This is a genomic window from Aurantimonas aggregata (assembly GCF_010500835.1).
Lineage (GTDB): Bacteria > Pseudomonadota > Alphaproteobacteria > Rhizobiales > Rhizobiaceae > Aurantimonas > Aurantimonas aggregata.
Window position 1 is genome coordinate 263,227 of sequence record NZ_JAAAMJ010000002.1, and the last position, 14,619, is coordinate 277,845.

Below are 14,619 nucleotides of genomic sequence, written 5' to 3' on the forward strand. Positions count from 1 at the left end.
CGTCGCCTGCCGCCCGGTCGCGGCAATCAGTTCTCCGGCGCCTTCTTGCGGAACATGCCGCGCAGATTGTCCCACAGCTCAATCTTGGTGCCGTTGCGCTTCATGATCACGCCCTGCTGCAGGATCGACAGGAAGTTGTTCCATGTCCAGTAGATCACCAGGCCGGCCGGGAACGAGGCCAGCATGAAGGTGAAGATCACCGGCATCCAGGTGAAGATCATCTGCTGCGTCGGGTCCGGCGGCGTCGGGTTGAGCCGCATCTGCACGAACATCGTGATGCCCATCAGGATCGGCCAGACGCCGACCATCAGGAAGGTCGGAACGTCGATCGGGATCAGCCCGAACAGATTGAACAGGCTGGTCGGGTCCGGCGCGGCCAGATCCTGGATCCAGCCAAAGAACGGCGCGTGACGCATCTCGATCGTCACGTACAGGACCTTGTAGAGGGCGAAGAAAACCGGGATCTGGATCAGGATCGGCCAGCAGCCGGCCGCCGGATTGATCTTCTCCTCCTTGTAGATCCGCATCATCTCCGTCTGCTGCTTCTGCCGATCGTCCTTGTAGCGCTCGCGCAGCTCCATGATCTTCGGCTGCATGTTCTTCATACGCGCCATCGACTTGTAGGATTTGTTGGCGAGCGGGAAGAAGATCAGCTTCAGGACGACGGTGACCGCCAGGATCGCCAGGCCGAAATTGCCGAACAGGGCATAGAACCAGTCGATGGCGAAGAACATCGGCCGGGTGATGAAATAGAACCAGCCCCAGTCGATCAGCTGGCCGAACTGCTGGATGCCGAGCGTTTCTTCGTAGGCGTCGATGTCGCCGACGACCTTGGCGCCGGCAAAGGTCCGCGTCGTGGTGGTCGCGGAAGCGCCCGGTGCCAGCGTCAGCGGGTCGGAGACGTATTCCGTCTGATAGTGCGGGCGCTGTCCGTCAAGATAGAGGAAGCGTGACTGGAACGGCCGACCGGCCTCCGGGACCAGCGTCGTCGCCCAGTATTTGTCGGTGATGCCCATCCAGCCGCTGGAGGCCGCCGGCGGCGAGTAGCGGCCGTCATCCTCGATGGAGCCGAAGGTGACCTCCGACAGGCCGTCCTCGCCGAACACGCCGATGAGCCCCTCGAAAAGCACGAAGATCGATGCCGATTCGGGCTTGGCGTAACGGGCGATCCGGCCATAGGGCGACAGGGTGACCGGCGCCTCGCCGGCGTTCTCGACGGTGTCTTCCACCGTGAACATGAACTTGTCGTCGACGGAGATCAGCCGCGTGAAGGTGACGCCGGCGCCGTTGTCGGCCGTCAGCGTGATCGGCGTCGACGGGGTGAGCGTCGCGCCGGCCTCGGCTTCCCAGACGGTCGCGGGACCCGGCAGCGTGCCGGCGGCCTGGCCGAGATAGCCGAACTCGGCGAAATACCCCGTCGCGAGTTGCTCGGGCGACAGGAGGACGATCGTCGGCGAGGAGTCGTCGACCGTCTCGTGATAATTCTTGAGGCGCAGATCGTCGAGACGGGCCCCGGTCAGATTGATCGAGCCGGACACGGCAGGCGTGTCGATCGCGATCCGCTGCGTCGCGGCCAGAGCCTGCTCGCGACCGAGCGATTCGGGCGCAGCGACGTCGCCGCTGGGCACGACACTCTCGCGACCGGCGGGCGAGGCGACCGGATCCTGCGGCGTGCCGGCGGGCGTTTGGGGGGTCTGCAGGGAACCCGGGTTCTGGGGCGCGGCGCTCTCGCTGGTCTCGATCTGGCGCTGCGCTTCCATGCGCGGCGCCATCACCAGGAATTGCCAGCCCACCAGCACGGCGATGGACAGCGCCATGGCGATCAGGAAGTTGCGATTGTTCTGCATCAGTCAGACCCCGATCGACGCTCCGGATCGCGCCGTTTGGCCGTCGCCGGCCCGCCTTGCGGCTGTTTCGTCCGGGCGAGCCGCCGGGACAGCTCGTCCTTCAACGCGGCGAAGGGCATGTCGCGGACCTCGCGCCGGGCGACGATCACATAGTCGAAGCCGGGAACCATGTCAGCCTCGGCGCCGAGCCGCACCGCCTCGCGCAGGCGACGGCGGATACGATTGCGCACGACGGCATTGCCGACCTTCTTGGTGACGGTCAGTCCGACGCGTGGATCGGTTCCGTCACCCCGGTCACGTGCCTCTATGAAGAAGCAGGGGCCGTTCAGGCGTCGGCCCTTGCGCGCGGCCAGAAACTCGGCGCGCTTGCGCATCCTGCCGATGGCCATCGGACGCTCGTCCAACAGCCAGCGTCAGGTCAGGCCGAAAGCCGCTTGCGACCGCGAGCGCGGCGCGCTGCGATCACCTTGCGGCCACCGGTGGTGGCCATGCGGGAGCGAAATCCGTGGCGGCGCTTACGGACAAGGCGGGACGGCTGATAAGTACGTTTCATCGTGGCGATTCCGCGCCCGATTGCGCGGCCCTTCGTCGTTTCCGAGTATGGATGTCAGGGCGAAAAGCGAGCGCGCATTCGTTGTCGCGCGGACGCTGCCCGCTCGTATGGAGGCTTATTGGAAGAGCCGGCCGGAAAAGTCAATCGCCGGTCCGTCGACATCGACCGGTTCAATCCGACGTGATCCTTGCGACTATCGCGTCATCGCTCTTGCCGACGGGCCATTCATGCGCAACCTGCCAGCCTGAAAACTGGACCGAGCATGTCATCACGAGACCCCCTCGCACAGCCGGAGACGACGGATCCCGCGGACGGTGCCCGGCCCCGGGCGGCCATCTGGCGCTTCGCGCCGCTGGCGATCATCGTCGCCGCGCTGCTCGTCGCCTATGCCGCCGGACTGCATCGGCAGATTTCGCTGCACGCATTTCTCGACAGCCGCGAATCGTTGCGCAGTCTCGTCATGGACCACCTGTTCGTCGCCTCGGCCGGATTCGTCGCCGGATACGCGATCCTCGTCGCCGTCGCCTTTCCGGCAGCGGCAATCTTCACGGTGGCGGGCGGGTTCCTGTTCGGCTGGCTTCTCGGCGGCACCCTCACCGTCATCGGCGCGACGATCGGCGCCACCGCGCTGTTCCTTGCCGCCCGGCATGCGTTCGGCGACGTGCTGCGTCGGCGCGCCGGCGGTTCGCTCGCCCGCTTCGCCGAAGGCTTCCGCGACGACGCCTTCGCCTATCTGCTCGTCCTGCGGCTGACCCCCGTCCTGCCCTTCGTCGCGGTCAATCTCGCGCCAGCCTTCTTCGACGTGAAGCTGCGGACCTACGTCGCCAGCACCTTTCTCGGCATCATCCCGGGCTCGATGGTCTATGCTTTCCTCGGCAGCGGCATCAACCAGGCGCTGGCCAAGGCCGGCAAGGGCGAGATCACGCTCGCCAAGCTGGTGACGATGGACATGACCTACGCGCTGATCGGCCTCTGCGCCCTCGCCGTTCTCGGCCTGGTGCTGAAGAAGACCTATCTCAGGAACCGGCGACCCGGCACCGAGCCGATCGAGACGCAAGGAGACTGACCGCTCATGGCGGAGATCCTGACCCCTGATATCTGCGTCATCGGCGCCGGCTCCGGCGGCCTGACCACGGCCGCCGCCTCGGCCGCCTTCGGTGTCCCCGTCGTCCTGATCGAGCGCGGCCGCATGGGCGGCGACTGCCTGAACTATGGCTGCGTTCCCTCGAAGGCGCTGCTTGCCGCCGCCCATCACGCAGCGGCCATTCGCGAGGCACCGCGCTTCGGCGTCTCGGCCGGCGAGCCGCAGATCGACTTCGCCGCGGTTCAGCGCCACGTCGCGGACGTCATCGCGACGATCGCGCCGAACGATTCGGTCGAGCGCTTCGAGGGGTTGGGCGTCACCGTGCTGAAGGCCAGTGCCGCGTTCGTCGATGCGCGGACGGTCTCGGCCGGCGGCCGCTTGGTGCGCCCGCGCCGCTTCGTCATCGCGGCGGGCTCCTCGCCGCTGGTACCGCCGATCGAGGGACTGGCGGAGACGCCGCATCTCACCAACGAGACGATCTTCGGCCTGACCACCTGCCCGGAACATCTGGTGATCATCGGCGGCGGACCGATCGGCATGGAAATGGCGCAGGCGCATCGCCGCCTGGGCGCAAAGGTCACGCTCCTCGACGGCGAAACCGCGCTCGGCCGCGAGGATGCCGACCTCGCCGCCGTGGTCCTCGACCGGCTGCGGGCGGAGGGCGTCACCATCGAGGAGCGCACGAGGGTGGTGCGTGTCGCAGGCGAGGCCGGGCGGATCCAGGTCGACGTCGAGCGCCGCGACGGATCGACGGCGACCATCGAAGGCTCGCATCTCCTCGTCGCCGTCGGCCGGTCACCGAATGTCGAGGGGCTGAACCTGGAAGCCGCTGGCATCGACTACGACAAGCGCGGCATCACGGTCGGCAGGGACCTGCGCACCAGCAACCGCCGGGCCTATGCCATCGGCGACATCGCCGGCGGGCCGCAATTCACCCATCTGGCCAATCTGCATGCCGGGCTGGTGGTGCGCGCGATCCTGTTCCGGCTGCCGATCCGCACCCCGCGCGACACGCTGCCGCGCGTCACCTACACCGATCCGCCGCTCGGCCAGGTGGGCCTCACCGCGGTCGAGGCGGATGCCCAGGGCATCACCGCGGAGGTGCTGACATGGCCCTATGGCGAGAACGACAGGGCGCAGACCGAGCGCCGGACCGAGGGGCTGATCAAGCTCGTCGTCGGGCGGCGCGGGCGGCTGGTCGGAGCGGGCATCGTCGGCCACGCCGCGGACGAGATCACCAATCTCCTGTCGCTCGCCATCGGCAAGGGGCTGACGGTCGGCGATCTAAGGGATTTCGTCTCGCCCTACCCGACACTCTCGGAAATTGGCAAACGCGCCGCGACTTCCTACTATGTTCCGTATACGCGGCGCCCCTTCGTGCGCCGCGCGATCGCCTTCCTGCGGCGGTTCGGCTGAAGGCGCCCCGGCGAGGAAGCGGGGCGTTTCCCGGCGCGCAACGAAGGGCGTAGGGGAACGGTGCGGCCTTGCAGCAATCGATGAACGGCCCCGGCGGCGACCAGGCGTCGGTGCAGGCCCCTCCCCGCACCGGGCGCCGACGGCTGTCCCGGCGGCTTCTCGTGATCACCATGCTCGCGGTGATGCTCGCCGAAGTGCTGATCTTCGTTCCCTCGATCGCCAATTTCCGCGAAAACTGGCTGGAGGCGAAGCTGGAGACGGCAGCCGTCGCAGGCGTCGCCTCGGAGGGCAGCGAAGCGCAAATCGGCGCAGCACTCGATGCAGACCAGGGCGCCAGCCTGCTCGTCGCCCTCGACGCCATGCTGGTCGCGATCGTCGAGGGCGGCGCCTCGCGGCTGATCGCCCGCGCCGACATGATCGATGTCGCCGAACTGCAGATCGACCTTGCCGACCGCAACCCGGTACCGATGATCCTCGGCGCCTTCGACACGCTGCTGTTCGGCGGCGACCGTACGATGCGGATCTACGGCCCCGTCGGCGAGAGTGCGCTGGTGGCAGAAGTGGTGATGTCCGAGCGCCCGCTGCGGCGCGACATGCTGATCTACTCGCGCAACATCCTGTTCCTGTCGCTGGCCATCGCCTCCTTCGCCGCGCTGCTCGTCTATGTCGCCATCAGCTATTACCTGGTGCGGCCGATCCAGGCGATCACCGGCGCGATGATCCGCTTCGGCGAGAACCCCGCCGATCCCAGCCGGATCATCCGGCCGAGCGGGCGCGGCGACGAGATCGGCACCGCCGAAGCGCAACTCGCCGACATGCAGGCGCGGCTTGCCGGCACGCTGCGCGAACAGCGCCACCTCGCCGATCTCGGCCTCGCCGTCGCCAAGATCAACCACGACCTGCGCAACATCCTCGCCTCGGCGCAGATGGTCTCCGACCGGTTGGCGGACGTGCCCGACCCGCGCGTCCAGCGGGTCGTGCCGCCGCTGGTGCGCAGTCTCGACAGGGCGCTGAGCTACACGCAGTCGGTGCTGTCCTATGGACGGGCGATCGAAAGCCCGCCGGAAAAACGCGCCGTGCGGCTGGCGCGGCTGGTGGACGACGTCTTCGAGGTCGTGGCGCCGCCGGAGGGCACGCCCATCGAGTTCGTCAACGCCGTCCCGAAGACCCTGGAGATCGCCGTCGACCCTGGCCAGTTCCACCGGGTGCTCGTCAATCTCTGCCGCAACGCCGTCCAGGCGCTGGAGGGCGACGCGGCGGACCTGCCCTCGCTGGTGCGCCGCATCACTGTCGTCGCCCGGCCCGAGCCGGGCGACGAGGTGCTGGTCAGCATCGAGGACACCGGGCCGGGCCTGCCGGCGCGGGCGCGGGACAATCTCTTCAAGGCCTTCCAGGGCTCGGCCCGCACCGGCGGAACCGGGCTCGGCCTCGCCATCGTCGCCGAGATCGTCCAGGCGCATGGCGGCCGGATCGCGCTGGCCGAGCGGCGCCTGCCGGGCACCCGCTTCGAGATCCACCTGCCGGCGCGGGCGGACGGCCTGGCTGGCGAATCACGCTCTGGCTGAAGCATCTGGCGCCCGCGTCCCTGTCGGTCGGCCGGGCTTGATCACGCCTCGGGGCGACGCGTCCCAGCCGCCTCGACGCGTTTCGGCGACGCGGCTTCGGAATTTGCCGCGCTTCTGCTTGCAATCACCCGCCCGAGCGGCTAGTTAGCCCGGCACCGGCACAAGACGCTTTGCTTCAAGCGTGTGCCGAGCGCGCCCGTAGCTCAGCTGGATAGAGCACCAGACTACGAATCTGGGGGTCAGAGGTTCGAATCCTTTCGGGCGCACCATTTCACTTCTGCCTCGTCAGACGAGATCGACGTTTCGCCAGAGACGTGCGGTAGCGACGATCACCGATTGCCGAACCTCACGATGTTATTGTGAGCGGTCATGCGTGGCGCTTCGCGTGCTGCCTACGTACTGGTCCAGACCTGACCGGGACGCGCGGCAATGAATCGGCCGGGTGCGATTCTCCGCGCCTGCAGTGCCGCCGCCAGATCCCGCGCCGGATCCTCGACGCCCTCGTCGGTCAGCTGGAACGTGCCCCAGTGGCATCCAAGCGCCTGTCTTGCGCCGAGAAGCTCGAATGCGCGGACGGCTTCCTCTGGGTTGATGTGCTGGTCTTGCATGAACCAGCGCGGCGCATAGGCGCCGATGGGCAGCAGCGCCAGGTCGATTCGGTCGGCGTTGGCTGCGGCTTGGCGGAACTGCTCGCCGTCGCCGAAGCCCGTGTCGCCGGCATAGTAGACCGTTCGGCCGCCCAATCTCAGCGTGAACGCACACCACAGCGCGCGATTGCGGCTGCCGGGACCGCGCGTCGACCAGTGCCGGGCGGGCTCCAGCCGGACACTCGCACCCTGCTCCAGCTCGACCCCATCGCCCCAGCCCGCCGTGACGATCCGCATGTCGCGTTCGCGGCCGCGAATGACGCGGTCGTTGCCGAGCGGCGCGACGAAGAGCGGCGCGTCGCGTTCGAAGATGCGGACGAGGGTCGCGCGGTCGAGATGGTCGTAGTGATTGTGGCTGACCAGCACGACATCGATCGCCGGCAGGTCGTCGAAGGCTATCCCCGGCACGTTCTTGCGGCGCGGCCCGGCGAAGGACACCGGGCTGGCGCGCTCCGACCAGACCGGATCGACGAGGATGTTCAGGCCGCCGCCCTGGATCAGGAAGCTGGAATGGCCAACCAGGACGACGCGCAGCCCGGCATCGACCCGCGCCGGCGGCCGGTCGCGGGGAAACGGGCTCGGAAAGCCCTCCGGCCACTCGGTCTTCTCGCCGCTCAGCTGCCAGCGCAGCAGGTCGGCGAAGCCCTTTGCCGGCGCATTGTCCGGGTTGTGGAAGCGTTCGCCGTCGAAATGGTCGCTCACGGGAAGCGGACCCGACGCAGTGCCTCGGGCGCTGGCCGGCGTCGTTGCCAGAAGCGGCAGAGCTCCGACCAGTTTGACCATGTCCCGGCGATTGAGCATGCATCGTCCCGTTCAGTTGTGCGTGGTTTCATCCGGCTTTGCCGTCCGCCAGAATCATCCGCGCCGCCTTTTCCGCGATCATGATCGTCGGCGAATTGGTGTTGCCGGAGGTGATGGTCGGCATCACTGAAGCGTCCGCGACGCGCAGGCCGGCGATGCCCCGCACCCGCAGCCGCTCGTCGAGTACCGCCATGCGGTCGCCCTCGGGTCCCATCTTGGCCGTCCCGACCGGATGGAAGATCGTCGTGCCGAGGTCGCCGGCGGCCACCAGCATGTCCTCCCTCGAGGCGACATGGGCACCGGGCTTGTATTCCTCCGGCCGGTAGCGCGCGAGCGGCGACTGGGCGACGATGCGGCGCGCCCATTCGAGACTTTCGACCGCCACCTCGCGATCCTCGTCGGTGGCGAGATAATTCGGATCGATCTCCGGCGGATGGTCGAAATCCGGTCCCGACAGGTGGATGCGGCCGCGGCTGGTAGGGCGCAAATTGCAGACGCTCGCCGTGAAGGCCGAAAAGGTGTGCAGGCCGGCGCCCCAGTCGTCGAGCGACAGCGGCTGGAAGTGGAACTCCAGATTGGCGGTGGCATAGCGGGGAGAGGATTTCACGAACGCGCCCACCTGGCTCGGCGCCATCGTCAGCGGCCCGCGGCGGCGCAGCGCGTAGTCGACGCCCATCATCGCGCGCCGGAAGAGATTGGCGTATTCGGAGTTGAGCGTCTTGATGCCGTGGACCTTGTAGATCGGCCGGATCTGCAGATGGTCCTGCAGATTCTCGCCGACGCCCGGCAGATGGTGCCGGCATTCCAGCCCATGGGTGCGCAGGCGTTCGCCATCGCCGATGCCGGAGCGCTCCAGGATCAGCGGCGAGCCGGCAGCCCCGGCGGACAGGACGATCTCGGCCCGCGCCCGCGCCTCGATCGCTTCGCCGTCCTTGCGGTAATGAACCGCAACGGCGCGGCCCGCCTCGATCGCCACCTTCTCGATGAGCACGCCGGTGGCGACCGTCAGGTTCGGGCGATGCAGGACCGGCTTCAGGAAGCCGCGCGCCGCGCTCCAGCGACGGCCGCCCTTCTGGTTGACCTGGAAATAGGCCGAACCCTCGTTGTCGCCGGTGTTGAAGTCGGTGATCTTGGGCACGCCCGCGGCCTCCGCCGCGTCGCGCACCCGGTCGAGGATCTCCCAGCTTATGCGCGGATGCTCGACCCGCCATTCGCCGCCGGCGCCGTGGAAGGCGCTCTCCCCGTCGACATGGTCCTCGATGTCCTTGAACACCGGCAGGACGTCATCCCAGCCCCAGCCGGTCAGCCCCAGCTGGCGCCAGTGATCGTAGTCGGCGGCCTGGCCACGCATGTAGATCATCGCGTTGATCGCCGAGGAGCCGCCCAGCGTCTTGCCGCGCGGATAGGCCAGTGCCCGCCCGTTCAGTCCCGCCTGCGGCACCGTGCGAAACATCCAGTCGGAACGCGGATTGCCGATGGCGAAGAGATAGCCGACCGGGATGTGGAACCAGATCCAATTGTCCTTGCCACCGCCCTCCAGCAGCAGCACGCGGTTGCGCGGATCGGCCGACAGGCGGTTGGCGAGCACGCAACCCGCCGAGCCGGCCCCCGCGACGATGTAGTCGAATTCCTCGATCGTCCGATCGTCGGCCATGGCGTTCCCCTCCCTGCCCCCCACCGGTCGGACACGGCGCGGGATCGCTGGGCGCCAGGACCGATCGACAGGGTCCATCGGACTTAGCGCGAGGGGGTGTGAAGGCTCAATGGCCTATCCGTTGCCGGCACGGATCTGTGACCGTGCCGGCAACGGGACGGCGAAACGCCACTCGGCAGCGTGTCAGCTCGGATCGGCGAGGCAATCGCGCATCGATGCCGCCATGGTCTCGATCAGCTCGAAGTAGAGTTCCGGCCCGTCGGCGATGTCGGCGCCGAGCGGGTCGAGCCGGCCGGTGCGGGCGTCGGTGCCTTCGGTCACCACCGAGATGATGCGCGGCTCGAATTGCGGCTCGGCGAAGACGCAGGTCGCGCCGAGTTCGCGCACCCGTGCCTGGATTTCCGTGACACGCTCGGCGCCGGGCGGCGTCTCCGGGTTGATGGTGATCGAGCCGGCCGCCTCGAGCCCGAAGCGATGCTCGAAATAATGATAGCCGTCGTGGAAGACGATGAAGCCGCGTCCCTTCACCGGCTCGAGCTCTGCCGCGACCTGTGTCGTCAGCTCGTCGAGCCGCTGGTCGAGTGCCGCAGCGTTGGCGGCATAGCGCTCGGCGTTCTCCGGATCGGCGGTCGCGAGCGCCGATCCGATGGCCGCGGCGAGCGCCTTGGCGTTCTGCGGATCGAGCCAGACATGCGGGTCGGACTCGCCATGGTCGTGGTGCTCCCCGCCTTCCGAGGCTTCGTGTGCATGATCGTGCGATGCCTCCGCAGCAGCCGCTTCGTCCGCGTGATCGTGAGGCTCGCCCGCCGCTTCCTCGTGGTCGTGCTCCGCACCGGCAGCCGCTTCCTCGTGCGGCTCCTCCGCTGCTGCCTCGGGGGCATGGTCATGACCGCCCGCAGCCTCGGCCCCGTGGTCGTGGCCCTCATGCGCATGGTCGTGCGCCTCGAAGGCGCCACCCTCGCGGAAGGGCAGAAGCTCGAGGCCGGGCGCATCGATCAGCGACACGGACGTGGCGCCGGCGCCGATCGTCTCGATCGGACGCTCGAGGAAAGTCTCCAGCTCATGGCCCATCCAGAAGATCAGGTCGGCCTGTTCCAGATCCGCGGCCTGCGACGGCTTCAGCGCGTAATTGTGTGGCGAGCCGGCGCCGGCGACGATCAGCGACGGCTCGCCGACACCTTGCATGACCGCCGAGACCAGCGAATGCAGCGGCTTGATCGACACGACCACATTCGGGGCGGCAGAAGCGATCCCCGCCGTAGCGAACATCAGCGAGGCGGAAAGGGCGAGCAGGCGGACCATGGACACTCCAAGCGTTTGTTTTGTTATCACGTTACAATGTTGCGTAACGCTATAACGTATGGGATAGGGAAGCTCAAGCACCCATTCGCATTCCGCCAGGCTCCATCCTGATGATTTCCTCGTCGTCCCTCGTATCCCTCGCCGGCGCCGGCATGCAGCGCGCCGGCCGCTGGCTGGTGCGCGGCGTCGATCTCGACGTGCGGCCGCGCGAGATCGTCACGCTGATCGGACCGAACGGCTCGGGCAAGTCGACCACGGCGAAGCTGGCGCTCGGCATCTGGACGCCGTCGGAGGGCACGGCACAGCGGGCGGCCGATCTGCGCGTCGGCTACGTGCCGCAGAAGGTCTCGGTCGACTGGACGATGCCCCTGACGGTGCAGCGCTTCATGCAGCTGACCAATCGCCTGACGCCGGACGAGATCAGCGCCGCCATCGAGAGCACCGGCATTTCGCATCTGCGCCACGCGGAAGTTCGCGAATTGTCGGGCGGCGAGTTCCAGCGCGCCATGCTGGCGCGGGCGATCGCGCGCAAGCCGCAGCTGCTGGTCCTCGACGAGCCGGTGCAGGGCGTCGATTTCTCCGGCGAGATCGCGCTCTACGAGCTGATCGTGACGATCCGCGACCGGCTCGGCTGCGGCATCCTCTTGATCTCGCACGATCTGCACGTGGTGATGGCGGCGACCGACCGGGTGATCTGCCTCAACGGCCATATCTGCTGCCAGGGCGCGCCGAGCGTCGTGGCGGCCAGTGACGAGTATCGCCGGCTGTTCGGCGAGCGCACGGCCGACGCGTTGGCGCTCTATCGTCACCACCACGACCATACGCACCTGCCGGACGGGCGGGTGCGCCAGGCCGACGGCAGCGTGACGGCCAGTTGCGATGGCGGGGATTCGACCCGCGACCATGCAGGCCACGGGCACCGGGGTCACGACCACGCGGATCACGGAGATGCGGCCGAGCCACACGTGACTGCGCCGCGTCCGGAGAAGACCCATGCTTGACGGCTTCCTCGCCCGGGCCTTCGTCGCGGCGATCGGCGTCGCCCTCGTCGCGGGACCGCTCGGCTGCTTCATCGTCTGGCGGCGGCTCGCCTATTTCGGCGACACGCTGTCCCACGCCGCGCTGCTCGGCGTCGCGCTGGCGTTTCTGCTCGAGGTCAACGTGACGCTCGCCGTCTTCGCCGTGGCGGCCTTCGTGTCGCTGGCGCTTCTGTGGCTGCAGCGCCGTGCCTCGCTCTCCTCGGATTCGCTGCTCGGCCTCCTGTCGCATTCGGCGCTCGCCATCGGGCTGGTGGTGATTGCCTTCATGCCCTGGGTGCGGGTCGACCTGATGGGCCTCCTCTTCGGCGACATCCTCGCCGTCTCGCGCACCGACATCGCGCTGATCTATGGCGGCGGCGCCCTCGTCCTGGCGGTGCTGGCAACGATCTGGCGCCCGCTCTTCGCCGCGACGGTGAATGCCGACCTCGCCGCCGCGGAAGGCATGCGCCCCGAACTCGCCAATCTGATCTTCATGGTGCTGATGGCGGTGGTCATCGCCATCGCCATGAAGATCGTCGGTGTCCTCCTGATCACCGCGCTGCTGATCATCCCGGCTGCGGCGGCACGGCGTTTCTCGGTGAGCCCCGAAGGCATGGCGGCACTGGCCGCGATCATTGGCGTTCTCGCCGCCATCGGCGGCCTGCTCGGCTCGCTTCAGTGGGACACGCCGTCGGGGCCCAGCATCGTCGTCGCTGCGCTGCTCCTGTTCCTGATCAGCCTGTCGCCGCTGGCCGGCTGGGCCATGGCGCTGCGAAACAGAACCCTCGGCGGAGCCCGTTCATGAATTCGACGCATCCCGACCTGACGCGCAACCAGTCGCTGGTCTACACGGCGCTGACCCGAGCCCCCGGCCCGCTCAGCGCCTACACGATCCTCGACAATCTGCGCGAGGACGGGCTTCGCGCGCCGCTGCAGGTTTATCGCGCGCTGGACAAGCTGGTGGAGATCGGTCTCGTCCACCGGCTGGAAAGCCTCAACGCCTTCGTCGCCTGCCATCACGGCCATGGCGAACACGATGCGGCAGTGTTCGCCATCTGCGAGCAGTGCGGCAAGGTGCTCGAGCTGTCCGATGACGCGACGATCCACCGGCTGGAGACGCTGGCGAAGAAGGTCGACTTCGCCGTCGCCAAGACGACGATAGAGCTGCGTGGCCGCTGCGCCGCCTGCGCCAAGGCGGCCTGAGCGGCGCGCAGAACCGTCGAGGCTTTCGCTGTCGGGGCCAGCGCGCTAGCTTGCCCGACCACGACAAGCGGACAGGCCTGATGACCGATCCCCATCCCGACGAGCCCCGCTGGAAGCATGACGGCGTGCGCGTCATCAAGGGCGACCAGCTCGATCCCAACACCGCGCAGACACCCGGCATGTTCCGCCAGGCGGCGATCAACCACGCCCGCGTCGGCGCCCAGAAGATCTGGGCCGGCACGGTGACCATCGAGCCGGACGCCAAAACCGGCGTCCACCATCACGGCGCGCTGGAGAGCGTCATCTTCGTGCTGCGCGGCAAGGCCCGCATGCGCTGGGGCGAGCGGCTGGAATTCGTCGCCGAGGCCGGGCCGGGCGACTTCATCTTCGTGCCACCCTACGTACCGCATCAGGAGATCAACGCCGACCCCGGCGCGCCGCTCGAATGCGTGCTGGTGCGCTCCGACAACGAGGCCGTCGTCGTCAACATCCCCGACATCGAGCCGGTCGAAAAGCCCGAGACCGTCCTTTGGATCGACCCGATCCATCGCCATCCGGCATGATCCGGTGATGAGCGGGCAAGGAAATACGCCGCTGGTCGTGGTTTTCGGCTCCCTGAATGTCGACCTCGTCTGCCGGGTCGAGACGATCGCGCGGCCGGGCGAGACGGTGCTCGCGCCCGGCTACGACCAGCTCTTCGGCGGCAAGGGCGCGAACCAGGCGGTCGCCGCCGCGCGGGCGCTCGGCGGCCGCGTCGCCATGGTCGGCGCCGTCGGCGACGATGCGCTGGGCCGGGCGGTGACCGCGAATCTCGCTCGGGAAGGCATCGACGTCGCTGCCATCCAGACAGTGCCGGGCCGCACCGGCTGCGCGTTCATCAGCATCGACGCCGCCGGTGAAAACGCCATCACCGTCGCCAGCGGCGCCAATGGCCGTTTCACCGCGAAAGCCCTGGACGACGAGAGGCTGGATGCGCGGAGCGTCCTCGTCCTCCAGATGGAAACACCGCTCGCCGAAAACCTCGCGGCGGCGGCCAAGGCCCGTGCTCGTGGCGCGCGCGTCGTCGTGAACCTGGCGCCGGTGCCGCGCCAGCTCGATGCGGCCGCGCTGGAGCAACTGCTGGCGCTCACCGACTGGCTGGTAGTCAACGAGACGGAACTCGCGGCCGCCGCTCATCTGGCGGGCCTCGCGGCAGGCAGTTCCGCCGAGCAGGCCGGCGCGCTGGCGGAGCGACATGGCATCGTGGTGATCGCGACGCTAGGAGCCGAGGGCGCGGTCGTCGCAGACCCCGTCGCGTCGCTCCAGAGGATCGCCGCACACAAGGTGAGCGTGGTCGACACCACCGGCGCCGGCGACACCTTCGTCGGCGTGCTCGCCGCCGGGCTCGCGACCGGTCTCGCCGTCCCGCAGGCGGCAAGCAGGGCGGTCATCGCCGGCTCGCTCGCCTGCCGCAAGATCGGCGCCCAGTCCGCCATGCCGACGGGCGCCGAGATCGACGCGACAGAGCGATGATCGGCCGCTGCAATCC

At 68.3% G+C, this 14,619-nt stretch carries 14 protein-coding genes and 1 tRNA gene; 9 read left to right on the forward strand and 6 right to left on the reverse strand.

The annotated features are described in order from the left end of the window. Positions 1–26: 26 nt before the first annotated feature. The 3 genes from yidC to rpmH are packed head-to-tail and all read right to left on the reverse strand — an operon-like array spanning position 27 to position 2,400. Positions 27–1,847: a membrane protein insertase YidC gene (gene yidC, locus GTW51_RS05525; protein WP_163042898.1), complete on the reverse strand. Its 1,821-nt coding sequence runs from the start codon at positions 1,845–1,847 to the stop codon at positions 27–29. Then, on the reverse strand, positions 1,847–2,236 hold the full coding sequence (gene rnpA, locus GTW51_RS05530) for a ribonuclease P protein component (RefSeq protein WP_246232667.1): 390 nt from the start codon (positions 2,234–2,236) through the stop codon (positions 1,847–1,849). Before rnpA ends, yidC begins: the two co-directional genes overlap by 1 nt. 29 nt (positions 2,237–2,265) lie before the next feature. Beyond that, positions 2,266–2,400 (reverse strand): 50S ribosomal protein L34, encoded by a 135-nt coding sequence (rpmH, locus tag GTW51_RS05535; RefSeq protein ID WP_163042899.1) that lies wholly within the window; start codon positions 2,398–2,400, stop codon positions 2,266–2,268. Positions 2,401–2,662: 262 nt separating this feature from the next. Here rpmH and GTW51_RS05540 point away from each other — a divergent pair, with 262 nt between their 5' ends. From GTW51_RS05540 to GTW51_RS05555, 4 genes are all read left to right on the forward strand, one after another. Next, entirely contained in the window at positions 2,663–3,466 is an 804-nt protein-coding gene (locus GTW51_RS05540) for a TVP38/TMEM64 family protein (RefSeq protein ID WP_163042900.1), read from the forward strand. Between the two features lie 6 nt (positions 3,467–3,472). Beyond that, complete coding sequence (locus GTW51_RS05545) at positions 3,473–4,900, forward strand: dihydrolipoyl dehydrogenase family protein (RefSeq protein ID WP_163042901.1); 1,428 nt, start codon at positions 3,473–3,475, stop codon at positions 4,898–4,900. 80 nt (positions 4,901–4,980) lie between these two features. Continuing rightward, positions 4,981–6,465, forward strand: coding sequence for a sensor histidine kinase (locus GTW51_RS05550; protein ID WP_163043021.1), 1,485 nt, complete (start codon positions 4,981–4,983; stop codon positions 6,463–6,465). A 192-nt stretch (positions 6,466–6,657) separates the two neighbouring features. Beyond that, positions 6,658–6,734, forward strand: a tRNA-Arg gene (locus GTW51_RS05555). 123 nt (positions 6,735–6,857) lie between these two features. Here GTW51_RS05555 and GTW51_RS05560 read toward each other — a convergent pair. The 3 genes from GTW51_RS05560 to znuA all read right to left on the reverse strand — a co-directional run bounded on the left by GTW51_RS05560 (position 6,858) and on the right by znuA (position 10,875). Then, positions 6,858–7,913: an MBL fold metallo-hydrolase gene (locus GTW51_RS05560; RefSeq protein ID WP_163042902.1), complete on the reverse strand. Its 1,056-nt coding sequence runs from the start codon at positions 7,911–7,913 to the stop codon at positions 6,858–6,860. A gap of 28 nt (positions 7,914–7,941) precedes the next feature. Beyond that, on the reverse strand, positions 7,942–9,567 hold the full coding sequence (locus tag GTW51_RS05565) for a GMC family oxidoreductase (protein ID WP_163042903.1): 1,626 nt from the start codon (positions 9,565–9,567) through the stop codon (positions 7,942–7,944). A gap of 183 nt (positions 9,568–9,750) precedes the next feature. Beyond that, positions 9,751–10,875 (reverse strand): zinc ABC transporter substrate-binding protein ZnuA, encoded by a 1,125-nt coding sequence (gene znuA / locus GTW51_RS05570; protein WP_163042904.1) that lies wholly within the window; start codon positions 10,873–10,875, stop codon positions 9,751–9,753. 104 nt (positions 10,876–10,979) lie between these two features. On the opposite strand from znuA, the gene GTW51_RS05575 reads away from it, so the two are divergent. The 5 genes from GTW51_RS05575 to GTW51_RS05595 all read left to right on the forward strand — a co-directional run bounded on the left by GTW51_RS05575 (position 10,980) and on the right by GTW51_RS05595 (position 14,603). After that, a complete protein-coding gene (locus GTW51_RS05575) occupies positions 10,980–11,870 on the forward strand; it encodes an ATP-binding cassette domain-containing protein (RefSeq protein WP_163042905.1) in 891 nt (296 codons plus the stop codon). Beyond that, a complete protein-coding gene (locus GTW51_RS05580) occupies positions 11,863–12,693 on the forward strand; it encodes a metal ABC transporter permease (protein ID WP_163042906.1) in 831 nt (276 codons plus the stop codon). Before GTW51_RS05575 ends, GTW51_RS05580 begins: the two co-directional genes overlap by 8 nt. Then, positions 12,690–13,091: a Fur family transcriptional regulator gene (locus tag GTW51_RS05585; protein ID WP_163042907.1), complete on the forward strand. Its 402-nt coding sequence runs from the start codon at positions 12,690–12,692 to the stop codon at positions 13,089–13,091. The genes GTW51_RS05580 and GTW51_RS05585 overlap by 4 nt, the downstream gene beginning before the upstream one ends. Before the next feature lie 80 nt (positions 13,092–13,171). Further along, on the forward strand, positions 13,172–13,654 hold the full coding sequence (locus GTW51_RS05590; protein WP_163042908.1) for a cupin domain-containing protein: 483 nt from the start codon (positions 13,172–13,174) through the stop codon (positions 13,652–13,654). A 7-nt stretch (positions 13,655–13,661) separates the two neighbouring features. After that, the gene (locus GTW51_RS05595; RefSeq protein WP_246232670.1) at positions 13,662–14,603 is read left to right on the forward strand and encodes a ribokinase; all 942 of its coding nucleotides are present in this window, start codon (positions 13,662–13,664) and stop codon (positions 14,601–14,603) included. The last annotated feature ends 16 nt before the right edge of the window (positions 14,604–14,619 follow it).